The following is a 26,004-nucleotide window of genomic DNA, read 5'->3' on the forward strand; positions in this document are numbered from 1 at the left end:
GTCAGGCGTCCTTTTGCTTGGTGCCGAAGATCTTGTCACCGGCATCACCCAGGCCTGGCACGATGTAGCCGTGCTCGTTCAGGCGCTGGTCGATCGAGGCGGTGTAGATCTTCACGTCCGGGTGGGCTTTTTCCACCACCTCGATGCCTTCTGGCGCGGCGACCAGCACCATGGCGCGAATCTCTTTGCAGCCGGCCTTTTTCAGCAGGTCGATGGTGGCAACCATCGAGCCGCCGGTGGCCAGCATCGGGTCGATGATCAGGGCCAGGCGCTGGTTGATGTCCGGCGCGAGCTTTTCCAGATAGGTGTGGGCTTCGAGGGTTTCTTCGTTTCGGGCAACGCCGACGGCGCTGACCTTGGCACCCGGGATCAGGCTGAGCACGCCGTCGAGCATGCCGATGCCGGCGCGCAGGATCGGTACTACGGTGATCTTCTTGCCGGCGATTTTTTCAACCGAGACCTTGCCACACCAGCCGTCGATCTCGTAGGTTTCGAGGGGCAGGTCCTGGGTGGCTTCATACGTCAGGAGCGCGCCGACTTCCTGGGCGAGTTCGCGAAAATTCTTGGTGCTGATATCGGCACGGCGCATCAGGCCAAGCTTGTGGCGGATCAGCGGATGGCGGATCTCACGAGTGGGCATAGGGGAGGGCTCCGAAAGGCGGGCAAAAAAACCGCGCTAGATTAATCTATTCAGCCTGTGCTGTCGTCTGGTCATTCTGGACGTTAGTCCATAAATGCTTGATCTGTGACGAGCGGATGCGTACCTTTGCCCGCTTTTCCAAAATGCCCCCCGGAGCGCGCCATGTCCGCCGATCTCGAGCATATCCGTCAAGTCATGCATGAAGCTGACTGCCTGTACACCGAAGCCGAAGTCGAAGCGGCCATCGCCAAAGTCGGCGAGCAGATCTGCAAGGACCTGCACGACAAGAACCCGGTTGTGTTCTGCGTGATGAACGGTGGCCTGATCTTTTCCGGCAAACTGCTGACCCACCTGCAGTTCCCGCTGGAAGCCTCGTACCTGCACGCTACCCGCTACCGCAACCAGACCAGCGGCGGCGAGCTTTTCTGGAAGGCCAAGCCGGAAGTGTCGTTCATCGACCGTGACGTGTTGATCGTTGACGATATCCTCGACGAAGGCCACACCCTCAGCGCCATCATCGAGTTTTGCAAGCATGCCGGCGCCCGCTCGGTGTACACCGCTGTGCTGATCGACAAGGACCACGACCGCAAGGCAAGCCCTGACCTCAAGGCCAACTATGTGGGCCTGCCTTGTGTCGATCGCTATATCTTCGGTTACGGCATGGACTACAAAGGTTACTGGCGCAACGCTAACGGCATCTTCGCCGTAAAGGGGCTGTAACCGTGCGCCAGCCTGCGTTCATCGACCAATCGCTGTTCGCCGGGCTGGCCGAAAAGGCCGCTGCCAACCCGCGCGGGCGGCAGCACCATAACTTTCACGCTATGGAAGAGCCCTGCCACCGCATGGCCGTCGGGCTGCAACCGAGCACCTACATTCCGCCGCATCGCCATTTGAGCGCCGACAAGGCTGAAACCTTGATAGCGCTCAAGGGGCGTTTTGGCCTGTTGATCTTCGATGAACAAGGCGCGGTGACTGACAAGCGGGTGCTGCAGGCCGGTGGCGACTGTCTGGGTGTGGATCTGGCACCTGGTACCTACCATGGCTTGGTCGTGCTGGAGCCTGACAGCATCCTGTTCGAGTGCAAGGCTGGGCCATACCGACCAGTGGGCGAGGGCGAGCACGCACACTGGGCACCGCGCGAGGGTGAGGCCGGCGTGGCCGATTACCAGGCCTGGATGCGCGCGCAGTTCGATTGATATCGGCTGCACCCGGCATGCTAGAGTGCTCCTTCATACAAGGAGCCTCACATGCGTGCGATTCTTCCCCTCCTGCTGGCGGTCAGCCTGCCGCTCGCTGCCGCACCGCTGCACAGTCAGTTCCTGCCTCCTGATGACCAGTCCCTGCGCCAGGAAGCACCGACCAGCCAGCAATTGCTGCAAGTGACTGACTATTCGGTGGTTGTAGGGGCCCAGCGCCAGTCCGATCAGCAGCCGATCCCGATCACATCGTCGTTGCAGGTGCGCCTGAAGGGCAAGCCGCTGAGCAAGGGTGCGACCATTGCCCAGGTGCTGCTGACGTTCGATGGTGAAGCGGCCAAAAGCCTGAAAAAGCCTGTGTATGACGCTAAAACCCGCACCTTGAGCCTGAATTACCCGGTCAGCAACTACCGGGTGGTCATGGACCTGCTGCGTAACGAAACCCTGTACGTGCAGTTTCTGACTTATGGCAACGGCCACATCTGGGCCGACTTGCACACCGGGACGGTACGTACGCGTTGAGGCGCGAAGCCTGCGGGGGGTAAACTGCCGGCCTTCGAAATTCCGTGATGGTCCAGTTGGAGTCGGCAATGCGTAAAGACAAGAAACAGGTAATCGGTGACGAAATCAGCGACGACTACATCAAGTCGTTCCTTCAGTTCGAGCCGGCCGATGGTGTGACTTCGCCGTCGCTGCACAAGCTGGTCAAGGCCTACCGTGGCCTGCGCGTGGACGACTTCGAGCGCTTTGTAGGCTTCTTCGTCGAAGCTGGCCTGGACCTGGACGGCAAGGACGAGCACGGCAAGACCTTCGTCGAGCAGATTGCCGACCAGCGCAATGCCCCTGAGTACATCGAGATCATCGATAAAGCCCGCGGCTGATCTGTAGCCAGTGCCGGCCTCTTCGCGGGCGCGCCCGCTCCCACAGGAGTCGCGTCGCACCTGCGGGCATTACCGAACCTGTGGGAGCGGGCATGCCCGCGAAGAGGCCGGTACAGGCTGATCAAGCGCCAGGCACAAAAAACGCCCCGAGGGGCGTTTTTGCGTTTCAGACCGGCTTAAGCGTAATGCTTGGCCGCCGGGCTGCTCTCTGCCAGATCCAGCGCCGCGTCGTTATCGGCACTGATCTTGTGGTACAGCGCAGCATCGGTTGCCAGGGTCTTCTCGCGAGCCGGGAAGATTTCCTTGAGCTTGGCAGCCCAGGCGCCCTTGGCCTGCTCGGGGAAGCAGCGCTCGATCAGTTCCAGCATGATCGATACGGTTACCGAGGCACCTGGCGATGCGCCGAGCAGTGCTGCCAGGCTGCCGTCCTGGGCCGAGACCAGCTCGGTACCGAACTGCAGCACGCCGCCTTTTTTCGGGTCTTTCTTGATGATCTGCACGCGCTGACCCGCCACTTCCAGGCGCCAGTCCTCGGCCTTGGCCTGCGGATAGAAACGACGCAGGGCTTCCAGACGCTGCTCCATCGACTGCATCACCTCGCTGACCAGGTACTTGGTCAGGTCCATGTTGTCGCGGGCCACGGCCAGCATCGGGCCGATGTTGCCCATGCGCACCGACAGCGGCAGGTCCATCAGCGAGCCGTGCTTGAGGAACTTGGTAGTGAAACCGGCATACGGGCCGAACAGCAGCGAAGTCTTGCCGTCCACGACGCGGGTGTCCAGGTGCGGCACCGACATCGGCGGGGCGCCGACAGCGGCCTGGCTGTAGACCTTGGCCTGGTGCTGCTTGACGATTTCCGGGTTGTCGCAACGCAGCCACTGGCCGCTCACAGGGAAGCCGCCGAAACCTTTGCTTTCCGGGATGCCGGACAACTGCAGCAGCGGCAGGGCCGCGCCGCCGGCGCCGAGGAAGACGAAGCGGGCGTCGACTTCACGGCTGCCGCCGCTGTTGACGTCCTTGATGCTCACGGTCCAGCCGCTGCCGTTACGGCGCAGGCCGACAACCTTCTTGCTGTACTTGACCTGCGCGTCCGGCGAGTCGCCCAGCAGCTTGAGCAGCTTGTTGGTCAGTGCGCCGAAGTTGACGTCGGTGCCTTTGGCCACGCGAGTAGCGGCGATGTGCTGGTCGGCCGGGCGGCCAGGCATCATCAGCGGCATCCAGTCGTTCATCACGGCCTTGTCTTCGGTGTATTCCATCTCGGCGAAGGCGTGGTGCTGCTTGAGCAGCTCGAAGCGCTTCTTGAGGAAGGAAACACCCTTGTCACCCTCGACGTAACTCAGGTGCGGGACAGGGTTGATGAAGGCACGCGCCGAGCCGAAGTTGCCCTTCTTGGTCAGGTAGGCCCAGAACTGGCGCGAAACCTCGAACTGGGTGTTGATGTGCACGGCCTTCTTGATGTCGATGCTGCCATCGGCGGCCTGCGGCGTGTAGTTCAGCTCGCACAGGCCGGCGTGGCCGGTGCCTGCGTTGTTCCAGGGGTTGGAGCTTTCCGCGGCCCCGGAGTCCATCGCCTCGACGACCTCAAGCTTCAGGGTCGGGTCAAGCTCCTTGAGCAGTACGGCCAGGGTGGCACTCATGATGCCCGCGCCTACCAGTACCACATCAACCGATTCGTTCTGCGCCATTTAACGCGTCTCCACAATCTACAGCTACCTAATTGACAGCATAGGACCTGGGTTTGCCAGGGTCGCCATGTCCGACTTTTCGCAGTTCTTGCAACTTCCGCGGACACCGCCAATCAGTCTTCGGGTTCGTGTATTGAACGCCGTTTGCCACAGGTGCGGCAATTCGACTTATGGTCAAGGTGTCGTGCGTGCGTTATGGAACGGTTCAGACACTCATACGGGATGAGCGCATCTGCCGCCTGTTCAGGGCTGTTCGGGACACATCTGCCGCTTTTGCACATGCCAGACTGTTCATTTGCTCGCCACACTCTTGTGAAGTTGTGAAAACCGTTTTTTCACGCTCTTTTGGAGACGTGAACCTCAAAAGGGGACTGCGCGATGGCAACCCGCAGGTTCATGCAGTGTGAAGGGCCGGAAAAAGCAGGCACGACAGCCGATGCAAGACCTGAGTGGAAGGCTCTCTGTGGGCGAAGCGGTGAAGTTGCCGGGGTCAATCGGCGAGTGCGGGGCCCGATCAGGAGACGTCCTTATAATCGGGGGGAGATTATAGCGATGTCGCGGGCAGAAATGTCGCCATTCGTGGTTTTTATTGCAGCGTTTGTCAGGCAGCGAGGAGGCGCTGGTGCCAACGGCGGTTTGCGCGGGCGCAAACCCGGGCTTCGATGGGCAGCTCGCGGCCCAGCCAGGCCAGCTGAATTTCGCTGATCTGCACCCAGTCGATGCCGCTTGGTGCCTGGCTGCATTGCTTGAACGCCAGGCATTTGCCATCAGCGTCAAGGCGGGCATAAGCGTTGTAGCGCGGCCGTTGGAAGAGCTGAGTCCAGAGCGAGGTCATGGCGGCGAGTCCTTTGCGTTAGGGCTTGGCGCAAGGATAAGGGTGTGGCGATGAAACGATTGTGACAAGCGGGCCGGGCCGATGACTGGTCTGTGCCTGGCTAGGTATACTGTGGGCCTTTGCCGCATTTTCTGGAGAAACGCGCATGTTGCAACGTCTGTTGTTCGGTTTGATCGCCGTGGCCAGCCTTAGCCTGGTCGGTTGTGCCCACAGCCCGCAACAACTCAACCCGCAACCCACGCTCAAGGCCCAGCTGGCCCCGGTCGGTCATGGCCAGCCGGTGGTGGTCCGGGTAGTTGATGGCCGGCCTTCGCAGTCCCTGGGTACCCGCGGTGGCATGTACCCCGAGACCAGCACCATCAGCGTCAGCGGTAATGACGTGGTGCCCAAGCTGCAGGCTCAGGCTGAAGCGGCTGTGCGCCTGCTCGGCTTCACCCCGACCCCGAACGCCGGCAATGCGCCGCAGCTGACCGTGACCCTGGCCGAGCTGAAGTATCAGTCGCCGAAAGACAACCTTTACGTGACCGAGGCCACCATCGGCGCCACCTTCCGCGCTGATGTGACCAATGGCGGCCGCCGTTACAGCGGCCGTTATGGCGCTTCGCTGGACCAGCGTTTCGGCATGGCGCCGAACCAGGACACCAACACCCAGCTGGTGGGTGATGTGCTGAGCGATGCCCTGACCCGCCTGTTCAAGGACCCGAGCATCGGGCAGGTGCTGGGTCAGTAAGCTTCAGGTGGTGCAAGAAAACCCGCTGCCTGAGTGACAGGCAGCGGGTTTTTTGTTGTCTGGCCGGTACAGATCTACGCCGCTTCTATGTGGAAATCCAGCAAGCTGAACCCAGTGCCGGCATCCACTTCGGGCAAGTCCTCATGCACATGCCCACCAAGCGCACAGTAGACCAGCCACTGGCGGTCCTGCACGTTGATGGCAAAACCATCGATCAGCGCCTGTTGTTCATCGCTCTGGGCAACGAGGTAGAGGCGGTCCTGGTTTTCGGCGTGCAACATGAAAAAGCTCCGGGTCATCAAAAGGTCGACAGGGTCGCCTGAATGGATGACGAGCGGATGACAGATGAAATTTAACGACAGTTTGTCGCCAAGGCCGGGCGCCACGGTGCGACTTGGGTAGAATGCTGGCCTTTGCCACTGCTCACACCGAGGTTGCGTGATGTCCTTGCAAGTGCTCTGGGGGTTCCTGGCCGCCCATCCCACCAAGCTGATCAACCTGCTGGCGTTGCTGCTGACCTGCCCGGGCGGTTTGCTGCTGCACAGTGCGCGGCGGCGCGAGGCCGAAACCCGCGAGTACATGGCAGTAGACGACGGGGTAGTGGACGCTTTCGACCTTCGGGTGCCGAAATACTTCTACATTCTGGGCTTTTCGTGCCTGGCGATGGCGCTGCTGCTGTCCTGGTTCAGCACCTGGGTCTGAGAACCATCGGGGCTGCAACGCAGCCCCAAACCTGATCAGGCTACAGGTGCCTGCTGCCTGACCTGATACTGGTTGCGCACCGGCGTCGCATACTGCAACACCAGGTATGGCCGCTGCTCTTGCGGGCAGGCATCCAGGCGCCGTTGCCATTCTTCCTTGGCCTTGGCCAGCTCATCCGCCGGGAACACCTTCTCGGCGCTTGGCACTTGCAGGGCTTCGTCCTTGCCCTCCCACATCGCATATGCCAGGTAATGCACCGGGAACAGTCGGTAACCCCCCAGAATCTGTCGGTCAATCTCTGCCGCCAGCTGTTTTGTGTCTTCGTGGTACTCGGTTACCGGCGGCGCGAAGTTGATGTGGACTCGGCCCTTGTAGCCGGTAATGCCTTTGGCAATGCTGTTGTCATCTTCGCCCGGCGCCTTCTTGTAGGTGCCGGTTGTGGCGCGGATGTACAGCTCGCGGGCCTTGGCCTGGTCGCACGGGTCGTATTCGTAGCTGATCGACACCGGGGTCAGGTTCAGGCTCTGGATCACTGCACCGAACGGTTCGTCCTTGCGGCTCATGTGGAACATCTTGAGGATCGCCGAGTCGGTACGGTCGTCACCGTCCTTGGCCCGACCTTCGGCCTGGGCGATCCAGATCGAGGTGGCATCGTTGCGGATCGAGTGGTTGATGTAAGCCGACAGCAGTTGGTAAGCAGCCAGTTTTTCGCGCCGCCCGCTGATCGAACGGTGCACGATGAAGCTCTTGTTCAGGCGCATCATGTCGCTGACAAAGGGCTTTTGCAGCAAATTGTCGCCAATGGCGATGCGCGGCGTGGGCAGGCCGGCGTGGTACACCGCATAGTTGACGAAGGCCGGGTCCATGACGATGTCACGGTGGTTGGCCAGGAACAGGTAGGCGGTGCCGGCCTTGAGCTGTTCCACTCCCGAGTAGGTGACGCCGTCGGTGGCGCGATCGATGGTCTGGTCGACGTAGTACTCGACTTTGTCCTGCAAGGTCGAGACACAGGTAACACCGGCGAATTCCTTGCGCAGGCGGCGTGCGATCAAGGGCTTGAGCAACCAGCCGAGAGCGCCGGCCGCCCGTGGAAAGCGGAAGTGGGTGAGGATATCGAGGAATGCCGGGTCGCTGAGCAGGCGTGCCAGAACGGCAGGGACCTCAGCGTCGTCGTACGGTCGGATGGCATCGAATTCGCCCATCATGCTCTCTTGTTGGAAACGGCTAGGGTAATAAGGTAGGGACGGGCTCCGAAAAACGGCTCGGACGCACACAGACCCTGTAAACAGACCGGCAATTATACGCATAAGTCACTGCGGAGGCCGCGATGCTGGAAACCGACTTCTATGATTGCCCTTATTGTGGCGAACGTGTGGAAACTACCGTCGATCTGTCTGCGGGCGACCAGGTTTATACCGAGGATTGCCAAGTGTGCTGCCAGCCTGTGGTGTGCATTCTGCAGGTGCATGGTGACGAATGGATGCTTGAAGTCCGCCGCGAGGACGACACCTGATGCAGCGTATCTACGAACCGGAAAGCCTGCTCGAGGCGCAAATGCTGGCAGGCATGCTTGCCAGCGAGGGGATCGATGTACACGTGGTCGGCCGTGACCTGGTCGGTGCCGCTGGCGAGCTGCCCTTGCAGGGCCTGCTGGGGCTCGTCGTGGCTGATGAGCAGGCCGAATGCGCACGGCAGCTGATCGATGCGTACAATGATGCCCAGCCACTGGTTGGCGACGAACCGGAGAATGTCCCCGGTACCTTGATCTGCTAGGTTCTGAATTCGCCCATGTGTGGACGTTATGCCCTGTTTCGCTGGCCCCAGGCCCTTGCCAGTCTGCCGGGCTTTCCCGTCGGCCAGCCGGCCCAATGGAATATATCGCCTGGGGCGTCGGTGCTGATCCAGCGTCAGCTTGACGGCCAGCAGCAACTGGCCAAGGCGCGCTGGGGGTTGACCCCGGCCTGGCTCACCGACCTGTCCCGCACCCCTGCCCATGCCCGCGCCGAAACGCTGGCCGAACAACCGATGTTTCGCGATGCATTTCGTCAGCGTCGCTGCCTGATGCCGGCCAACGGCTTTTACGAATGGCGTGGCAGCGTGCGCAAACGCCCGTACTGGTTGACCCCGGGGGAGGGCGCGTCGCTGTACTTTGCGGCGGTATGGGAGGCCTATCCGGTGCAGGACCAGGTATGGCTGAGTTGCGCGGTGGTGACCCAGGCGGCCATGAATCAGCGTCGGCCGCTCATCCTCGACGAAGCGGGGCAGGCGGCCTGGCTTGACCCGGACACGCCGATTACCCGCTTGCACGAGCTGCTGGCCAGCCCACCGGCGACGCTGCGTGAGCGGGCCTTGGCCAATTTCGTCAATGACCCGAAGCTGGATGCGCCGGAGTGTCTTACCCCTGCTTGATGGGGGGCTGTGTCGGCCCTTTCGCGGGCAAGCCCGCTCCTACAATGATCGTGTTACCCCTGCTATAGGAGCGGGCAAGCCTGCTCATACCCACGGTCGTGTTACCCCTGTAGGAGCGGGCTTGCCCGCGAAGAGGCCGGATCAGGCGACGAAAATCTTCCCTGCGGCTATGGCAGCCACTGGCGACTCGGCCTAGGATACGGCGCATGTGGATAGGGAGTGTTTTCATGCGTAAGTCTTTTGTCGTCAGCCTGCTGAGCGCTGGCATTCTGTTGGCCGGCTGCCAGGCTGTGAATACCACCAGCGGCGGTGCTGTTGGCGTCGAGCGCCAGCAGTACATGTTCAGCATGCTCTCGACCGATGAGGTCAACCAGATGTACGCGCAGTCGTATCAGCAGACCCTGGGTGAAGCATCGAGCAAGGGTGTGCTCGACAAGTCCAGCGCCGATGCCAAGCGTGTGCAGGCAATTGCCAGCCGCCTGATCGCCCAGGCGCCCAAATTCCGCCCGGATGCCGCGCAGTGGGACTGGGAAGTCAACGTGATCAAGAGTGACGAACTGAACGCCAACTGCGGCCCGGGCGGCAAGATCATCGTCTACACCGGGCTGATCGATCAGCTCAAACTCACCGATGCGGAAATTGCCGCAGTGGTGGGGCACGAGATTGCCCACGCCTTGCGCGAGCATAGCCGCGAGGCCATGTCCAAGGCATACGGTGTGGAAATGGCTCGCCAGGGTGCCGGTGCCATCTTCGGCCTCGGCCAGAGCAGCATGGCCATGGCCGACACGGTGGTGAACTACGCCATGACCTTGCCCAACAGCCGGGCCAACGAAAACGAAGCCGACCTGATTGGCCTGGAGCTGTCGGCCCGTGCCGGCTACGACCCGAATGCCGCGATCACCCTGTGGAACAAGATGAGCAAGGCTTCCGAAGGTGCACCGCCTGAGTTCATGAGTACTCACCCGGCGTCCGCGAGCCGCATTGCTTCGCTGCAGGCGGCGATTCCGAAGGTGATGCCGCTGTATCAGGCTGCAGCCAAGCCGTAAATGCCTGAATCCAGGGGCTGCATGGCAGCCCCTGATGTGCCCTTTACCCAATCCAGCCACTGGCCTTCATTGCCGAATAGACGGCCACGATCGCCAGTACGAAGAACGCCGTTGCCGCCAGGCGGCGAATCAGCGTCAACGGCAGTTTGTCAGCCGCGAAGTTACCCGCCAGTACCACCGGCACGTTGGCAATCAGCATACCCAGGGTAGTGCCGATAATGACCATGATCAGGTGCGGATACTGCGCCGCCAGCATCACGGTAGCGACCTGGGTCTTGTCACCGATTTCGGCTAGGAAGAACGCAATCAGTGTCGTCAGGAATGGCCCGAAACGGCGAGCCGGGTTCTCGTCGTCATCCATCTTGTCCGGTACCAGCGTCCACAGTGCGGTGGCCGTAAAGCTCGCAGCCAGGATCCAGTGCAGGGCCGAATCGCTGAAGAAGCTGCCGACCCACGCCCCCACGGCACCGGCTGCGGCATGGTTGGCCAAGGTGGCGGCGATGATGCCGGCGATGATCGGCCAGGGTTTGCGGAAGCGGGCAGCGAGAATGAGTGCGAGCAGTTGCGTCTTGTCGCCGATCTCGGCCAAGGCAACGATAGCGGTGGGGACCAACAGTGATTCCAGCATCAGGATTCCTACGGGGGCGGGTCGACACGGCTATGACACGTACAGCCTCCCCGCCCCGGGTAAGGTGTGCGTGTCATAGGTCTTGTCAAACCCTCGATCCGTCTATGCGGATCTCGCCATGCAGGCGTGCATGGTGGGTCGCACGCGCCATGGTCTGTGGACCAAGTATGTTGACGCGTACCGGGCGAGCTGGGTGCTCGCGGGAGACTACTCCCCTAGGACGGTGCGGATTCTGCCTAGGCAAAACGCTTTCGGCAAGCGCTGTTTTTTATCCGCGAGTTGCCTGGTAGATGCGGAAACCGTCGGCCTCGTCACGTACCTGGCAGTTGCCCAATGCCCCTTCGATCAGTGGCTGGTAGCGCAGGAAACTGTTGGCGACCAAGCGCATTTCGCCACCTTTTCGCAGATGAACGGCCGATTTTTTCAGCAAGTTTTCCGAAGCCTGATAGTTGGTATGAACGCCGGTGTGGAATGGCGGGTTGCTCAGGATAAGGCTCAGTTCGGTAGGGGCGGCGTCGATGCCATCGCCGCTGATCACTTCGCCTTCCAGGCCGTTCGCAGCCAGTGTCAGGCGGCTGGCGGCCACGGCGAAGGCATCCACGTCCAGCAAGGTCACCCGGCTTTGTGGGTAACGGCGTTTGAGCGTGGCACCCAGTACCCCGGCACCGCAGCCAAAGTCCAGCATGTGGCCACCGGGCAGTCCGTCAAGATGCTTCAGGAGCAGGGCCGTACCTCGGTCGAGTCGGCCATGGCTGAATACCCCAGGCAGGCTGACCACCTGCAACGGGCCGTCTTCGAGGGCCAGCTCGAAGCGCTCGGCCAGGCTTTCCAGCGATTTTGCCTGCGGTGCCTGGTCGATGGTCACTTGCCACAGCTGGCAGTGCCGGGCGCTGTCGAGTTTGCGTGGCTTGCCAAAGGCCTGCAGCTGCTTGGCCGCGCCCTCGATGCCACCGCGCTTCTCGCCGACCAGGTACAGCTCGCGGCCAGCCAGGCGCGATGCCAGGGCGTTGAGCAGATAGGCGGCCAGCTCGCGGGATTTGGGCAGAAACAGCACGGCGCTGTCGAATGCTGCTTCAGGGGCCTCGACGCCGTAATGGCTGCGGCCTGCGAAGCGGCTTTCGAGCATGGCCTGATCGCCGGCATGCCAGGTCCAGGCCTGGGCCTTAGGCAACTGGCCGAGCAGGTCGTCGGCGGGGGCGCCGGCAATCAGCAGCGGCCCCTGAAACAGCTCTGCCTGACGGAGCAACACTTCACTGCGCGGGTCCATGGACGACGTCTCCTGGAAAAAAGTGGCGCAGTGTAGCAGAGGCGGGCGCCTGGCTCAGCTGACCACGCGGCGTGGCTGCCCGGCGAAGAAGGCCTGGGCGTTCTCGCTGAGCTGGCCGACGATGCGCTGGCGCGACTCCACGGCACCCCAGGCGCTGTGCGGGGTGATGATCAGGCGCGGGATGCCGGGCTCCAGCAGCGGGTTGCCGTTGACCGGCGGCTCCACGCTCAGCACGTCGGTCGCCGCGCCGCCCAGGTGACCACCGCGCAGGGCATCGGCCAACGCCTGTTCGTCGATCAGGCCGCCACGGGCGGTGTTGACCACCAGCGCGTTGGGCTTGAGCAGGGCCAGTTCGCGGGCACCGAGCATATGCCGGGTGTGCTCGTTCAGTGGGCAGTGCAGGGTCAGGGCATCGACTTGCGGCAGCAACTCGTCCAGCGGCAGCCGGTCGGCGCGCTCCGGGCGGCCAGGGATCTGCCCGCTCAGTACACGCATACCGAAGGCTTCGGCCAGCCTCGCCACTGCGCCGCCCAGTTCGCCGTGGCCGAGCAGGCCGAGGGTTTTGCCCTCCAGTTCGACGATAGGAAAGTCCAGCAGGCAGAACTGGCTGGCCTTGGCCCACTGGCCATCGGCCACCGCCTGGTTGTAGTCGCACAGCCGAGTGGCCAGGGCCAACAGCAGGGCCAGGGTATGCTGGGCGACAGACGGCGTGCCGTAGCCCTGGCAGTTGCACACGGTGATGCCCTGGGCGCGAGCGGCGGCCAGGTCGACATTGTTGGTGCCGGTGGCGGCCACCAGGATCAGCTTCAGTTGCGGGTTGGCGGCCAGGGTTGCGGCGTCGAGCATGACCTTGTTGCTGACCACTGCCACGGCGCCCTGCAAGCGTTCCGCGACCTGTTCCGGGCGGGTGGCGGCGAACAGTTCGAACTGGTCGAACTGCTGCTTCAGGGGCGAAAGGTCGAGGTCGCCAAGGTCCAGGGACTGGTGATCGAGAAACACGGCGCGACGCGGGCTGGGCATGAAGATCTCCGGTGGCAGGGAGGGATAAGGGCATAGTGGCCATTTGCGGGCATGCCCGCGCCCACAAGGTCACCACAACCCTTGCAGGAGCGGGCTTGCCGGCGAAGAGGCCCTCGGCTTCGGCGCAAACCTGAAGCCGCCGCCGCAGTGTCTAGCTCAACCTTGCTGCCCGTCAACGCCCGCCACTCATACCTCTGCCGCGCAAATCATTCCTTCGGCTGATTTGGCCGTCACATTGGCGAACTACAGTAAACCCAGACTTGTCCGGCCCGCTTTTCAGAAAAGGGATCCCCATGTTGCAGACACGCATCATCAAGCCCGCCGAGGGCGCCTATGCCTATCCATTGCTGATCAAGCGCCTGCTGATGTCCGGCAGCCGCTATGAAAAGACCCGCGAAATCGTCTACCGCGACCAGATGCGGCTGACGTATCCACAGCTCAACGAGCGCATTGCCCGCCTGGCCAATGTGCTGACCGAGGCCGGGGTCAAGGCCGGTGACACCGTGGCGGTGATGGACTGGGACAGCCATCGCTACCTGGAATGCATGTTCGCCATCCCGATGATCGGCGCTGTGGTGCACACCATCAATGTGCGCCTGTCGCCCGAACAGATCCTCTACACCATGAACCATGCCGAAGACCGCGTGGTGCTGGTCAACAGCGACTTCGTCGGCCTGTACCAGGCCATCGCCGGGCAGCTGACCACTGTCGACAAGACCCTGCTGCTGACCGATGGCCCGGACAAGACTGCCGAACTGCCCGGTCTGGTCGGCGAGTATGAGCAGCTGCTGGCTGCTGCCAGCCCGCGCTACGACTTCCCGGATTTCGACGAGAACTCGGTGGCCACTACCTTCTACACCACTGGCACCACCGGTAACCCCAAGGGCGTGTATTTCAGTCACCGCCAGCTGGTGCTGCACACCCTGGCCGAGGCCTCGGTCACCGGCAGTATCGACAGCGTGCGCCTGCTGGGCAGCAACGACGTTTACATGCCCATCACCCCGATGTTCCACGTGCATGCCTGGGGCATCCCCTACGCTGCCACCATGCTCGGCATGAAGCAGGTGTACCCAGGGCGCTACGAGCCGGACATGCTGGTCAAGCTTTGGCGTGAAGAGAAGGTCACCTTCTCCCACTGCGTACCGACCATCCTGCAGATGCTGCTCAACTGCCCGAACGCCCAGGGGCAGGACTTCGGCGGCTGGAAGATCATCATCGGCGGCAGCTCGCTCAACCGTTCGCTGTACCAGGCCGCCCTGGCGCGCGGCATCCAGCTGACCGCCGCGTATGGCATGTCGGAAACCTGCCCGCTGATCTCCGCGGCACACCTGAACGATGAACTGCAGGCCGGCAGCGAGGATGAGCGCGTCACTTACCGTATCAAGGCCGGTGTGCCGGTGCCGTTGGTCGAAGCGGCCATCGTCGACGGCGAAGGCAACTTCCTGCCCGCCGATGGTGAAACCCAGGGCGAGCTGGTACTGCGTGCGCCGTGGCTGACCATGGGCTACTTCAAGGAACCGGAGAAGAGCGAGGAGCTGTGGCAGGGCGGCTGGCTGCACACCGGTGACGTCGCCACCCTCGACGGCATGGGCTACATCGACATCCGCGACCGCATCAAGGATGTGATCAAGACCGGTGGCGAGTGGGTTTCCTCGCTCGACCTGGAAGACCTGATCAGTCGCCACCCGGCCGTGCGCGAAGTGGCGGTGGTGGGGGTGGCCGACCCGCAGTGGGGTGAGCGCCCGTTTGCCCTGCTGGTGGCACGTGACGGCCACGATATCGACGCCAAGGCGCTGAAGGAACACCTCAAGCCATTCGTCGAGCAAGGTCATATCAACAAGTGGGCGATTCCAAGCCAGATCGCCCTTGTTACTGAAATTCCCAAGACCAGTGTCGGCAAGCTCGACAAGAAACGCATTCGCCAGGACATCGTCCAGTGGCAGGCCAGCAACAGCGCGTTCCTTTCCACGTTGTAACCCTTGTGCGGGTCGCGCACGTCAGAGCGTGACCCGCATGCTAGAGAGCCCGCCGCCTTGCCAAACGACAGAAATGCGCCATCCTTGAGCACTACCAGCCCGCAACCGAAGCAAAACTGCAGCGAGTTGGTGGCATGTAGCGCAAATCACACTTTAGAGGGATCAAGCGCCTGTGCCTGCTGGCTATAGTCGGGGCCAGGGGATTTTCAGGAATGGGGGAGGGCGACATGCGCAAGCTGTGTCGCCGCAGGTGCAAGCCTGCAATCCGGTCGCTCGGGCCGTTCTTGAAAGGACTCACTGCCATAACAAAAAAGTACATGGAGTAGCGTCGATGAAATCTGCAAACCTGTTCTGGCGCCGGGCCAAGCTGCCCTTGGCCGTCAGCCTTGCTTCCACGCTCGCAAGTCCTGCTTTCGCTGTCAGTTTCAACATTGGTGAAATCGAAGGCCAGTTCGACTCGTCGCTCTCCATCGGCGCCAGCTGGTCGACGGCCAACCCCAACAAGAACCTGATAGGGGTGAACAACGGCGGCAAGGGCCTGTCACAGACATCCGACGATGGCCACCTGAACTTCAAGAAGGGCGAAACTTTCTCCAAGATCTTCAAGGGCATTCATGACCTGGAGCTCAAGTACGGCGACACCGGTGTGTTCGTGCGCGGCAAGTACTGGTACGACTTCGAACTGAAGGACGAAAACCGCGAGTTCAAGGACATCAGCGACTCCAACCGCAAGGAAGGCGCCAAGTCGTCCGGGGCCGAGCTGCTCGACGCCTTTGTCTACCACAACTACTCCATCGGCGATCAGCCTGGCTCGGTGCGTTTTGGCAAGCAGGTAGTGAGCTGGGGCGAAAGTACCTTCATCGGCGGCGGCATCAACTCGATCAACCCCATCGACGTGTCGGCGTTCCGCCGTCCCGGGGCCGAGATCAAGGAAGGCCTGATTCCGGTCAACATGTTCTACATCTCGCAGAGCCTGACCGACAACCTGTCGGCCGAGGCCTTCTACCAGCTCGAATGGGACCAGACGGTCGTCGACAACTGCGGCACCTTCTTCTCCCAGCCGGACATCATCGCCGACGGCTGTACCGACAACTTGCGCGTGCTCAATAGCAGCCGCACGGTGCCGGGCGCTGCCCAGCAGTTCCTCGCCACGCGGGGCGTGGACATCAACGAAGAGGGTGTGATGGTGCGCCGTGGTGCCGACCGCGATGCGCGTGACAGCGGCCAGTTCGGTGTGGCCATGCGCTATATGTTCGAGCCGTTGGACACGGAGTTCGGCGCCTACTTCATGAATTACCATAGCCGTGCACCCATCTTCAGTGCCACAGGGGCCCCGCCGTCCGTGTTCGCCGGGCTGAGCGCCCTGCCTGCGCAGCTGCGCGCATTGGCGCCTCTGATCGTGGCGGGTAATTCCGAGTACTTTGTGGAATACCCCGAGGACATCCGCCTTTATGGCTTGAGTTTCTCCACCACGTTACCCACTGGCACCGCCTGGAGCGGCGAAGTCAGCTACCGCCCCAATGCGCCAGTGCAGCTCAATACCACGGATATCCTGTTCGCCGGTGTCCGTCCAATTGGCGGCGCGTTGAGCAACGCATCGTTGCTGACCGGTACGCCGGGGCAAGACCTGCATGGGTATCGCCGTAAGGAGATCACCCAGTTCCAGACCACCCTGACCCATTTCTTCGACCAGGTGATGGGTGCCAGCCGGATGACTGTAGTCGGTGAAGTGGGTGTTACCCATGTCGGCGGCCTGGAGAATGCCCACGATACCCGCTACGGTCGCGACCCGGTGTTCGGCCCAGGTCCGTTGCCATCCACCGGTGGCGCCGATACCTGCCAGGCGCTCAATGGCAGCACCATCGCCGGCGCCGGTGCGGGGGCGTCCACCGCCAACCTGAACCGCAAATGCGAGAACGACGGCTACACCACCAGCACTTCCTGGGGTTACCGCGGCCGTGTCATCTGGGACTACAACGACGTATTCGCGGGTATCAACCTGAAGCCGAGCGTGGCCTGGTCGCATGACGTGTCCGGTTATTCGCCTGGCCCTGGCGCCAACTTCGAGGAAGGCCGCAAGGCTGTCAGCCTGGGCCTGGACGCCGAGTACCAGAACACCTATACGGCGAGCCTGTCGTACACCAACTTCTTCGACGGCAAGTACAGCACCGTGGATGACCGCGACTTCGTCGCCCTCAGCTTCGGCGTGAACTTCTAAGCATACAGATCCAGGACGACACGACATGAACAAGACCAGAAGTCTGCTGCAAGCCGGTGTGCTGGGCCTGTCCCTGCTGGCGACCAGCGTCATGGCTGCGGTATCCGCCGACGAGGCGGCCAAGCTGGGCAGCACCCTGACCCCGATGGGTGCCGAGAAGGCCGGCAACGCCGACGGCTCCATCGGCCCGTGGGAGCCGCTGTCGAAGACCGCAGGCAGCGTCGACGGCAAGGGCTTCCTGTCCGACCCGTACGGCAGTGAAAAACCGCTGTTCACCATCACTGCGCAGAATGCCGACCAGTACAAGGACAAACTCTCGCCCGGCCAGTTGGCCATGTTCAAACGCTACCCGAACACCTACAAGATCCCGGTGTTCAAGACCCATCGCGGCGCAACCGTCCCGGCCGATGTGTTCGCTGCCATCAAGGAAAACGCCACCAAAACCACCCTGGTGGAAGGCGGCAACGGCCTGAGCAACTTCCGCACGGCGGTGCCGTTCCCGATCCCGAAAAGCGGCCTTGAGGTGATCTGGAACCACATCACCCGCTACCGCGGCGGCAGTGTCAGCCGCCTGGTGACCCAGGCCACGCCGCAGCAGAATGGCTCGTTCAACCCCGTATACTTCTCCGACCAGTTCGTCTTCCGCGACAAGATGAAGGACTACGACCCGAACAACCCAGGCAACATCCTGTTCTACTTCAAGCAGGAAGTTACTGCGCCTGCGCGCCTGGCCGGGACTGTGCTGCTGGTGCACGAAACCCTCGACCAGGTGAAGGAGCCGCGCAAGGCGTGGATCTACAACGCCGGCCAACGCCGTGTGCGCCAGGCACCGCAAGTGTCGTATGACGGCCCAGGTACCGCCGCCGACGGCCTGCGTACGTCGGACAACCTGGACATGTTCAACGGTGCACCGGACCGTTATGACTGGAAGCTGGAAGGCAAGAAGGAACTGTACATCGCCTCCAACGCCTTCAAGCTGGATGACCCCAAGCTGAAGTACGCCGACATCATCAAGGCCGGGCACATCAACCAGGATCTGGCCCGTTACGAGCTGCGCCGCGTCTGGCACGTAGTTGCAACCCTCAAGCCAGGCCAGCGGCACATCTACGCCAAGCGTGATTTCTACATCGACGAGGACACCTGGCAGGCTGCGGTGATCGACCAGTACGACGGCCGTGGCCAACTGTGGCGCGTGTCCGAGGCTCATGCTCAGCCTTATTACAACGTGGAAGTGCCTTGGTACACCCTGGAAGCCATCTACGACCTGCAGTCCGGTCGTTACCTGGCCCTTGGGATGAAGAACGAAGAGAAGCGTGCCTACGACTTCGGCTTCAGTGCCAGCAAGGCCGATTTCCAGCCCGCAGCGCTGCGTCAGTCGGGTATTCGCTAAGCTGAAATCACTGAACGCCGTGTGATCCCCAGAACGCCCCGGCTCGCCGGGGCGTTTCTATTTCCTGAACCGGCCTCTTCGCGGGTGAACCCGTTCCTACAGGTTCCGCGGTAGGAGCGGGTTCACCCGCGAAGAGGCCGGGCAAGGCAATAAACCTCCTGAATACCTCTCCAAACCCCTGCCCCAGCCCCTGTCCATCAGCCATGTTGCTTTTTGTCGCAGTCTTTTCCGCGCCTATTGCGCCCATCATCTTCAAATGCGCAGCGTTAACGGCTAGTCTCGCAAACATCCATACCGCCGTTGTCTTCCAACCAGAACGAGCCGGCCATGACAGATCTGTCCCGTACCCATGGATTCGCAAGTCAGGCCCTTGGCCTGCGGGACGGGCGTTTCTTCCGGCCACCGCTGCCGGACGGCCATGTGCCGCGCCTGCGTTTGTGCCAGCGGCTGGAAGCCGGTTTGGGCGGGCGGCTGCTGCTGGTCAATGCGCCGGCGGGTTTCGGCAAAAGCTCCCTGGCCATCGAGTTTTGCGAAACACTGCCCGAGCACTGGCGCAGCCTGTGGCTTGGCCTGAGCCAGCGGGACGCTGACCCTGGCCGCTTCCTTGAGCGCTTGCTTGAAGGCCTGCAGCAATACTGCCCGGCACTGGGCGGCCAGGCCATGGGCCTGCTGAAAATGCGCCAGCGCCACCAGCCGTTTGCCTTTGAAGAGTGGCTTGACGGCCTGCTCGACGAGCTGGCGCTGTACCTGCAGGCTGATACGCCGCTGCTGCTGGTGCTGGACGACTATCACCTGGCCCAGGGGCCGGTGCTCGACCGTTGCCTGCAGTTCTTCCTCAATCACCTGCCCCCCGGCCTGGTGTTGCTGGTGACCAGCCGCCAGCGGCCAGACTGGCACCTGGCGCGCCTGCGCCTGTCCCGGCAGTTGGTCGAGCTTAACGAACAGGACCTGCGCCTCACCGCGGATGAGTCGCTGGCGGTGATCGGTCGCCAGCCTACCGGCCTGCGCGGCCAGGCACTGGACAACCTGATCCAGCGCAGCGACGGCTGGGTGGCCGGGTTGCGTTTCTGGCAACTGGCGGCCAGCGACAGCGCCGACGAGCAAGCCTTGCCCCAGGCGCTGCATGGTGGCGAGGGCCTGATCCGCGACTACCTGCTTGAAGAAGTCATCGACAGGCTACCTGCGGACGTGCAGGCCTTCCTGGACGAAACCGCCTGCCAGGAGCGTTTCTGCGCTCCGCTTTGCGATGCGATGCGTGGCCGCCACGACAGCGCCGCCGTCCTGAGCTTCCTGCAGGCGCATCAGGTGTTCCTTGTGCCGCTGGACGAGCATGGCCACTGGTTCCGCTATCACCATTTGTTCTCCGACCTGCTGCGCAGCCGCCAGGCGAGCGAATCGCAGGTCGCTCTGCATTTGCGGGCCTGCCGCTGGTTTGAAGCTCAAGACCTGCTGGACGAGGCGGTGGAGCAGGCTTTGCGTGCCGGCCACCTCGATGTTGCCGCCGACCTGGTGCAAAGTCTGTCCGAGGAGCAACTGCTGGCCGAGCAGAATGTCGGCATGTTGCTGCGCTGGAAGATGGACCTGCCCGACAGTCTGTTGATCAGCACGCCGCGGCTGATCGTGCTGTACAGCTGGGCGTTGGGGCTGGCTTGCCAGCTGGATGCTGCCGAGGAACTGGCTGGCTACCTCAGTCGCTTTCTGCCCGCGCCTTCGGCGACCGCACAAAAGTCGATGCTGGCCCAATGGCTGGCACTCAGTGGGGTCATTGCCCGTGGCCGTGGCGACCGCGAGCGCACCCTGGCCTATTGCGGCGAAGCGCTGCAGAGCCTGCCGAGCAAGCGCTATGGCCAGCGGCTGGTGTGTTTGTCGACGCTGTCCAACCTGGCCATTGCCGATGGTGACTTCTGGCGGGCCCGAGGCTGGAACCGCGAGGCCCTGGAGCTGGCCCAGCGGGTCGGTAACCCCTTGTTCGAGGCGCTGGCGCATTACGATCGGGCGCGGGTGCTGCATGCCCGTGGCGAGGTGCTGCGTGCGCTGGACGAAGTGCGCCAAGGGCTGCAACGTCTGCAAGGGCTTTCGGCGCAGCGGCTGTATGCCGTGCGTGCGCGGCTGACGCTTTACGAAGGTTACCTGCTGGTCTCGCGTCTGCAGCCGGCGCAGGGCCGCGCGCGTTTGCGCGCGGGGCTGGGCGAGGCGCGAGCGTGCCGGGACATCAGTGTGCTCATCGGTCATTGCGTGATTGCCACGCTCGATGGCCGGGAAGGTCACTTTGCCGAGGCCTTTGCCGAACTGGCCGAGGCAGAGCGCTTGATGCACATCTGGGATGTGCCCCCGGTCTACTACCTGGCCATGATTACCCTGGTCAAATGCGAACTGTGGCTGGCCCAGGGGCGTACCGATCTGGCGGAGTCCTGGCTGCAGCGCCTGGGCCAGACCTATGGCGGCGAGCAGCCGGCGGCGGCACCGGAGTTCCATCCGCTGCTGCCGTTGCACATTGCGTTGCAGCAGGCAGCGCTCGATCGCATCCAGTTGCGTAGCGACGATGCCGTGCAACGCCTGGCATGCCTGGTAAAGCGCGGCCAGGACAGTGGCGGCATGATGCTCGCCGTCAGCGCCCAGAGCCAATGGCTTTCCCTGCTGTTGGACGAAGGCAAGGAAGGGCAGGCCGCGCAGTTGCTGCCAAGCTTGCTGGAAGCGGCGCATGGCGGTGTGATGCAGCCGATGCAGCCACTGCTGGAAAAACACCCGCAATGGCTTCATGAACAACTGCAGGCAGGTGCCGCTTGCCCGGTTCAGGCGGAACTGCTCAAGCACCTGCCGCCAGTGTCAATCGCCAGTACGGGCAACGGCGAAGCGCTGAGTGGCCGCGAAATGGCCGTGCTCGAACTGATTGCCCAAGGTTGCTCCAATCAGCAGATCAGCGAACGGCTGTTCATTTCCCTGCACACGGTGAAGACCCACGCCAGCCACATCAACAGCAAGTTGGGCGTGGAGCGGCGCACCCAGGCGGTGGCCAAGGCCAAATCCCTGGGGTTGCTGGCGTGATACTGGCCCTGTAGGTCATTGCTCGTTAAAGTGATGGCCTGACGCCATATTTTCTGGCCGACAATGCTCTACCCTCATCTTTCCCGACCAGCTGCCGATACAGCTATCGGTGGCATCGCCTCGCGCGATTTTTCAATCATTCCAAGGCAGGTCGTGTTGATGCTGCAGTACGGGCAAAAGAGCTTTCTGATCGTCGACGACTTTACCGACTTTCGTACGTCGACCCGTTCCATGTTGCGCGAGTTGGGCGTGCGCGACGTGGACACCGCTGACAGCGGCGAGCAGGCGCTGCGCATGTGCGCGCAGAAGCGCTATGACTTCATCCTGCAGGACTTCCATCTGGGTGATGGCAAGAAGAACGGGCAGCAGGTGCTTGAAGACCTGATCATCGACAAGCACATCAGCCATGAGTGCGTGTTCATCATGGTCACTGCCGAGAGCAGTCAGGCGATTGTTCTCAGCGCCATCGAGCACGAGCCCGATGCCTACCTGACCAAACCGTTCAACCGGGTTGGCCTGGCCCAGCGCGTCGAGAAACTGTTCCAGCGCAAGACGTTGCTGAAGCCGATCCTGCAGGCGCTGGACCGCAACCGTCCGGCCGAAGTACTGGCGGCCTGCGCCGAGCTGTGCAAGAAGGATCCGCGCCTGGCACCCTTGTGCTTGCGCTACCGGGCCGATGCCCTGCGCAACCTCAACCGTTTCGAGGAACTGGAAAAATTCCTCAAGGCCATCCTGGCCAGCCGTCCGCAGCCGTGGGTATATGCTGCATTGGGCGCACTGATGCACAAGCGTGGTCAGAATGCTCAGGCCCAGGGTGTATACGAGCAGGCGCTCAAGGCGTTCCCGATCATGCCAGGCCTTTACGATGGCATGGCCGAGGTGCTGGTGGCTCAGGGGGATACCCGGCGCGCGCAGAACTTGCTTGAAGAAGCCGTGCGCCTGTCGCCTTTGTCGGTGCGTCGGCAGTCGACGCTGGGCAAGCTGGCGCTGGAGAACGAAGACTTCGAGAGCGCATCGAAGGCGTTCCGTCATGCGGTGAACCAGGGGCAGAGTTCGCGCTACAAGGATGCCGAAAACAACCTTGGCCTGGTGCAGGCGTTGATGAGCAAGAATGCAGGCTTCGGCCTGGACGCCCGTACCCGGGTCGAGATCAACACCACGCTCAGCGAAGTGGCCAAGGAAAACCCCGAGGACCAAGGCTTGCAGGTGCGTGCGCGGATGATGAAGGCTGCCAGCCTGCAGCAGGCCGGCGACCCGGAAACGGCCGGCAAGTTGACAGAACAGGCGATTCAGCGCCTGGACAAGATGAACCAGTTCTTCTCGGTCGATTCGGCCCTGACTGTCGCTGCGCAATTGCAGGCGATGGGGCAGGAAGCCGCCGCCATCGGCGTGCTGAAGAACTGTGTGGAAAGTTATGGCGATGACCCCAAGGTCATGGAGAAAGTGGGCAAGCTGACGGATGACCCCAGCGTGCTCAACGCCATTACCGAAGCGGTCACCCTCAACCGGCAGGGTGTGCGCAGTTACCAGGGAGGGCAGCTTGGCGAGGCGTTGCAACTGTTCCGAAAGGCATTGGGTTTACAGCCGAAGAACATCAGCATCGCCCTCAACACCGCCCAGGCGCTGCTGCGCATCGGCGGTGACAACCCTCAGCCTGCGATCATGCAGGAGTGCCGCGACGCTTTGACCAGCGTGGCCGGGATCCCTGCCAGCGACAATCGCTATGACCGTTACCGCAAACTGCACATCCGAGTGTTCGGCGCATGAATCAAGACAATCAGGGGCTGGATTTTTCCACGGTGATCGCCTCCACCGTGCACGACCTCAAAAGTTCGTTGTCGGCGCTGATCCAGTCCCACAGCCAGTGGGTGGAACGCTTGCCCGAGGAACTGCGCGGCGGTGCTGAACAGGGGATCATGGAGCATGAATTTCGTCACCTCAACGGCATGCTGGTGCAGTTGCTGGGCTTGTACAAACTGGGTGTGAACCAGTTGCCGGTATGCCCGGATTACCATGAGCTGGATGATTTCATCGAAGCCCAGCTGGCGGCGCACGAGGAAGTACTCAAGCACAACGACATTCTCGCCACCTGGCGTATCGACACCGACAACCCGCTGGGTTTCTTCGACCGCGAACTGGTGGCCTCGGTGATCTCCAACGTCATCACCAACGCCACCCGCTTTGCCGGGCACGCCTTGCTGATCACCATCGAAGAGGCCGATAACCAGTTGGCCATTTGCGTCAATGATGACGGCCCGGGTTATCCAAAGCACATGCTTGAGCGCCAGGAGGAGTACATCCAGGGCATCGACTCGACCAGCGGCAGTACCGGCCTTGGGCTGTATTTTGCGGCGCGGATCGCCGCGTTGCATGAAAGCGGCGGGGTGCGCGGGCGGATCGAGATCTCCAACGGCGGGGCGCTTGGGGGTGGGTTGTTCAGGTTGTTTTTGCCTTGAGGTATTGGGTGCCTGGGCGATCGAGCGCCGCCCGCGCGGCGCATCGCGAGCAAGCTCGCTCCTACATTTGTTTCGGGCCAGTATTGCCTGCACCCTCGCGCGCGACCGCCTTGTTTGTTCCACGCAATATCGAGGTGGGCACCAAGGTGGCGCGCACCTCCGCCTCAGGAATAACTGGCCCGAAACAAATGTAGGAGCGAGCTTGCTCGCGATGCACCACGCGGGCGGCGCTCGATCTCACAGGCGCCACTTCGCTCAAGACATGAACCTCGTGCACCCACCCCATTTTCCTGTCAGGCTCCCAGCAGAACCCAGCTTCACCTGCGAGAACACCATGACCCAAGCCCCGCCTGCTCTCATCCGCGAAACCTTCCCTGTCGGCCCCTTGCAGTGCAACTGCACGCTGATCGGCGACCCCCTGACCAAGAAAGCCATTGTCGTGGACCCGGGTGGTGATGTGGACAAGATTCTTGCCCGCCTGCAGGTCCACGGCCTGACGCTGGTGAGCATCATCCACACCCATGCGCACTTCGACCACTTCCTCGCCTCAGGCAAGCTCAAGGAGCTGACGGGTGCCACGCTGCACCTGCACAAGGACGACCAGATGCTGTGGGACAACCTTGAGATGCAGTGCCAGATGTTCGGCGTACCCTACACGCCGGTACCGGCACCGGACCGCTGGCTGGGCGATGACGAAGAACTGGCCTGCGGCTGCGGTGTGGCGTTGCATACGCCAGGCCATACCCCGGGCTCGATGAGCTTCTGGTTCGCCGACGCCAAGTTGTTGATTGCCGGTGACACCCTGTTCCGCCGGGGTATTGGCCGCACCGATTTATGGGGTGGCGACCAGCGGGCAATCGTGCGTTCCATCAAGGAGCGGCTGTACCGGCTGGACGAAGAGGCCGTCGTGGTGACCGGCCACGGGCCCGACACCCGTTTGGGCGACGAGATGCGTGAAAACCCATTCGTGCGGGCCTGATGGCACATGAAGGCACTTTCATGGAATTTTTCGTTGCCGATGCGTTCCAAGGCTGGCATAGAACCCCTTGGGATCTGCCGCATTTATGAATTTCAGTAGGAGCTTGTCCATGTTCACCATGCGTCGTCTGATTATCGTCGCAACCGCCGCTGCACTGATGACCGGCTGCGCCGGTCAGAACCCTTACGACAACCAGGGTCAGGCGCAGGGCTCCACAGGGATGAGCAAGACCGCCAAGTACGGCGGTTTGGGCGCGCTGGCCGGTGCCATCGCGGGTGCCGCCATCGACCACAACAACCGTGGCAAGGGGGCCCTGATCGGTGCCGCAGCAGTGGGTGCTGCCGCTGCAGGTTACGGCTATTACGCCGACAAGCAGGAAGCCGAGCTGCGCGCACAGATGGCCAACACGGGTGTGGAAGTGCAGCGTCAGGGTGACCAGATCAAGCTGATCATGCCGGGCAACATCACCTTCGCCACCGACTCGGCCAACATCGCCCCAAGCTTCTACTCGCCACTGAACAACCTGGCTGGCTCGTTCAAGCAGTTCAACCAGAACACCATCGAAGTGGTCGGCTTCACCGACAGCACGGGCAGCCGCCAGCACAACATGGACCTGTCCCAGCGCCGTGCGCAGGCGGTCAGCACCTACCTGACTTCGCAGGGTGTGGATGCCTCGCGTATCTCTGTACGTGGCATGGGCCCGGACCAGCCGATCGCCAGCAACGCTGACGCCAATGGTCGTGCGCAGAACCGCCGTGTGGAAGTGAACCTGAAGCCGATTCCGGGTCAGCAGTATGAGCAGCAAGGTCAGGTTCAGCAGTATCCCTGATTGACCTTCCGGGCCGCTTTGCGGCTCTGTGGGGGCGGGCAGACCCGCTCCCACAAGGCTTGCAAAGAAGCC

General features: G+C 62.2%; 26 protein-coding genes and 1 riboswitch. Of the genes, 18 read left to right on the top strand and 8 right to left on the bottom strand.

The window, feature by feature from the left end; all coding sequences use genetic code 11:
* Position 1 precedes the first annotated feature (1 nt).
* The gene (gene upp / locus AC3RCM_RS04190; RefSeq protein WP_003247366.1) at positions 2-640 is read right to left on the bottom strand and encodes a uracil phosphoribosyltransferase; all 639 of its coding nucleotides are present in this window, start codon (positions 638-640) and stop codon (positions 2-4) included.
* 162 nt (positions 641-802) lie between these two features.
* On the opposite strand from upp, the gene AC3RCM_RS04195 reads away from it, so the two are divergent.
* The 4 genes from AC3RCM_RS04195 (at position 803) to AC3RCM_RS04210 (ending at position 2,717) form a co-directional block, all read left to right on the top strand.
* Positions 803-1,360 (top strand): hypoxanthine-guanine phosphoribosyltransferase, encoded by a 558-nt coding sequence (locus AC3RCM_RS04195; protein WP_010951990.1) that lies wholly within the window; start codon positions 803-805, stop codon positions 1,358-1,360.
* Positions 1,361-1,362: 2 nt separating this feature from the next.
* Positions 1,363-1,836, top strand: a complete 474-nt coding sequence (locus tag AC3RCM_RS04200; RefSeq protein ID WP_010951991.1) for a WbuC family cupin fold metalloprotein — start codon at positions 1,363-1,365, stop codon at positions 1,834-1,836.
* A gap of 51 nt (positions 1,837-1,887) precedes the next feature.
* A complete protein-coding gene (locus AC3RCM_RS04205) occupies positions 1,888-2,358 on the top strand; it encodes a hypothetical protein (protein WP_003247361.1) in 471 nt (156 codons plus the stop codon).
* 68 nt (positions 2,359-2,426) lie between these two features.
* On the top strand, positions 2,427-2,717 hold the full coding sequence (locus tag AC3RCM_RS04210) for a PA4642 family protein (RefSeq protein ID WP_003247360.1): 291 nt from the start codon (positions 2,427-2,429) through the stop codon (positions 2,715-2,717).
* 176 nt (positions 2,718-2,893) lie between these two features.
* Here the strand turns inward: AC3RCM_RS04210 and mqo are convergent, their stop codons facing one another.
* Both mqo and AC3RCM_RS04220 read right to left on the bottom strand, forming a co-directional pair.
* Positions 2,894-4,402: a malate dehydrogenase (quinone) gene (gene mqo, locus AC3RCM_RS04215; RefSeq protein ID WP_010951993.1), complete on the bottom strand. Its 1,509-nt coding sequence runs from the start codon at positions 4,400-4,402 to the stop codon at positions 2,894-2,896.
* Positions 4,403-5,003: 601 nt separating this feature from the next.
* Positions 5,004-5,237: a hypothetical protein gene (locus AC3RCM_RS04220; RefSeq protein ID WP_014589680.1), complete on the bottom strand. Its 234-nt coding sequence runs from the start codon at positions 5,235-5,237 to the stop codon at positions 5,004-5,006.
* Positions 5,238-5,382: 145 nt separating this feature from the next.
* On the opposite strand from AC3RCM_RS04220, the gene AC3RCM_RS04225 reads away from it, so the two are divergent.
* Positions 5,383-5,967, top strand: a complete 585-nt coding sequence (locus AC3RCM_RS04225) for a YajG family lipoprotein (RefSeq protein WP_010951995.1) — start codon at positions 5,383-5,385, stop codon at positions 5,965-5,967.
* A gap of 74 nt (positions 5,968-6,041) precedes the next feature.
* Here AC3RCM_RS04225 and AC3RCM_RS04230 read toward each other — a convergent pair whose 3' ends face one another.
* Positions 6,042-6,248 carry a hypothetical protein gene (locus tag AC3RCM_RS04230; RefSeq protein ID WP_003247353.1) on the bottom strand — a complete coding sequence of 69 codons (207 nt, stop codon included), beginning with the start codon at positions 6,246-6,248 and terminating at the stop codon, positions 6,042-6,044.
* Between the two features lie 160 nt (positions 6,249-6,408).
* On the opposite strand from AC3RCM_RS04230, the gene AC3RCM_RS04235 reads away from it, so the two are divergent.
* Complete coding sequence (locus tag AC3RCM_RS04235) at positions 6,409-6,669, top strand: hypothetical protein (RefSeq protein ID WP_064490775.1); 261 nt, start codon at positions 6,409-6,411, stop codon at positions 6,667-6,669.
* Positions 6,670-6,704: 35 nt separating this feature from the next.
* On the opposite strand, the gene AC3RCM_RS04240 is transcribed toward AC3RCM_RS04235, so the two are convergent.
* Complete coding sequence (locus AC3RCM_RS04240) at positions 6,705-7,874, bottom strand: 1-acyl-sn-glycerol-3-phosphate acyltransferase (protein WP_014589682.1); 1,170 nt, start codon at positions 7,872-7,874, stop codon at positions 6,705-6,707.
* A 122-nt stretch (positions 7,875-7,996) separates the two neighbouring features.
* Between AC3RCM_RS04240 and AC3RCM_RS04245 the strand changes: the two genes are divergently transcribed.
* The 4 genes from AC3RCM_RS04245 (at position 7,997) to AC3RCM_RS04260 (ending at position 10,124) form a co-directional block, all read left to right on the top strand.
* A complete protein-coding gene (locus AC3RCM_RS04245) occupies positions 7,997-8,182 on the top strand; it encodes a CPXCG motif-containing cysteine-rich protein (protein WP_010951999.1) in 186 nt (61 codons plus the stop codon).
* Positions 8,182-8,442 carry a putative signal transducing protein gene (locus AC3RCM_RS04250; RefSeq protein ID WP_020192887.1) on the top strand — a complete coding sequence of 87 codons (261 nt, stop codon included), beginning with the start codon at positions 8,182-8,184 and terminating at the stop codon, positions 8,440-8,442. Before AC3RCM_RS04245 ends, AC3RCM_RS04250 begins: the two co-directional genes overlap by 1 nt.
* Before the next feature lie 15 nt (positions 8,443-8,457).
* Positions 8,458-9,078: an SOS response-associated peptidase gene (locus AC3RCM_RS04255; protein WP_064490774.1), complete on the top strand. Its 621-nt coding sequence runs from the start codon at positions 8,458-8,460 to the stop codon at positions 9,076-9,078.
* A 227-nt stretch (positions 9,079-9,305) separates the two neighbouring features.
* The gene (locus AC3RCM_RS04260; RefSeq protein ID WP_020192885.1) at positions 9,306-10,124 is read left to right on the top strand and encodes a M48 family metallopeptidase; all 819 of its coding nucleotides are present in this window, start codon (positions 9,306-9,308) and stop codon (positions 10,122-10,124) included.
* 43 nt (positions 10,125-10,167) lie between these two features.
* Here AC3RCM_RS04260 and AC3RCM_RS04265 read toward each other — a convergent pair whose 3' ends face one another.
* The 3 genes from AC3RCM_RS04265 to AC3RCM_RS04275 all read right to left on the bottom strand — a co-directional run bounded on the left by AC3RCM_RS04265 (position 10,168) and on the right by AC3RCM_RS04275 (position 13,039).
* Complete coding sequence (locus AC3RCM_RS04265) at positions 10,168-10,752, bottom strand: TMEM165/GDT1 family protein (protein ID WP_003247342.1); 585 nt, start codon at positions 10,750-10,752, stop codon at positions 10,168-10,170.
* A gap of 87 nt (positions 10,753-10,839) precedes the next feature.
* Positions 10,840-10,980: riboswitch (yybP-ykoY riboswitch) on the bottom strand.
* 40 nt (positions 10,981-11,020) lie between these two features.
* Positions 11,021-12,019, bottom strand: a complete 999-nt coding sequence (locus AC3RCM_RS04270; RefSeq protein WP_198747997.1) for a methyltransferase — start codon at positions 12,017-12,019, stop codon at positions 11,021-11,023.
* Between the two features lie 54 nt (positions 12,020-12,073).
* Positions 12,074-13,039 (bottom strand): 2-hydroxyacid dehydrogenase, encoded by a 966-nt coding sequence (locus tag AC3RCM_RS04275; RefSeq protein ID WP_010952003.1) that lies wholly within the window; start codon positions 13,037-13,039, stop codon positions 12,074-12,076.
* A gap of 293 nt (positions 13,040-13,332) precedes the next feature.
* Here AC3RCM_RS04275 and AC3RCM_RS04280 point away from each other — a divergent pair, with 293 nt between their 5' ends.
* The 8 genes from AC3RCM_RS04280 to AC3RCM_RS04315 all read left to right on the top strand — a co-directional run bounded on the left by AC3RCM_RS04280 (position 13,333) and on the right by AC3RCM_RS04315 (position 25,932).
* Positions 13,333-15,015 (top strand): fatty acid--CoA ligase, encoded by a 1,683-nt coding sequence (locus AC3RCM_RS04280; RefSeq protein ID WP_010952004.1) that lies wholly within the window; start codon positions 13,333-13,335, stop codon positions 15,013-15,015.
* A gap of 331 nt (positions 15,016-15,346) precedes the next feature.
* Positions 15,347-17,233: a DUF1302 domain-containing protein gene (locus AC3RCM_RS04285; RefSeq protein ID WP_064490772.1), complete on the top strand. Its 1,887-nt coding sequence runs from the start codon at positions 15,347-15,349 to the stop codon at positions 17,231-17,233.
* A 25-nt stretch (positions 17,234-17,258) separates the two neighbouring features.
* Positions 17,259-18,623, top strand: a complete 1,365-nt coding sequence (locus AC3RCM_RS04290; protein WP_010952007.1) for a DUF1329 domain-containing protein — start codon at positions 17,259-17,261, stop codon at positions 18,621-18,623.
* 327 nt (positions 18,624-18,950) lie between these two features.
* Entirely contained in the window at positions 18,951-21,668 is a 2,718-nt protein-coding gene (locus AC3RCM_RS04295; protein WP_492629389.1) for a winged helix-turn-helix domain-containing protein, read from the top strand.
* Between the two features lie 159 nt (positions 21,669-21,827).
* Positions 21,828-23,435: a tetratricopeptide repeat-containing response regulator gene (locus tag AC3RCM_RS04300; RefSeq protein ID WP_003247330.1), complete on the top strand. Its 1,608-nt coding sequence runs from the start codon at positions 21,828-21,830 to the stop codon at positions 23,433-23,435.
* A complete protein-coding gene (locus AC3RCM_RS04305; RefSeq protein WP_003247329.1) occupies positions 23,432-24,124 on the top strand; it encodes a sensor histidine kinase in 693 nt (230 codons plus the stop codon). Before AC3RCM_RS04300 ends, AC3RCM_RS04305 begins: the two co-directional genes overlap by 4 nt.
* Before the next feature lie 334 nt (positions 24,125-24,458).
* Positions 24,459-25,103, top strand: coding sequence for an MBL fold metallo-hydrolase (locus AC3RCM_RS04310; protein WP_064492551.1), 645 nt, complete (start codon positions 24,459-24,461; stop codon positions 25,101-25,103).
* Between the two features lie 109 nt (positions 25,104-25,212).
* Entirely contained in the window at positions 25,213-25,932 is a 720-nt protein-coding gene (locus tag AC3RCM_RS04315) for a YiaD family glycine zipper/OmpA-like lipoprotein (protein WP_003247328.1), read from the top strand.
* Positions 25,933-26,004: the final 72 nt, after the last annotated feature.

The organism is Pseudomonas sp. GW823-FHT05G12 (assembly GCF_058795575.1).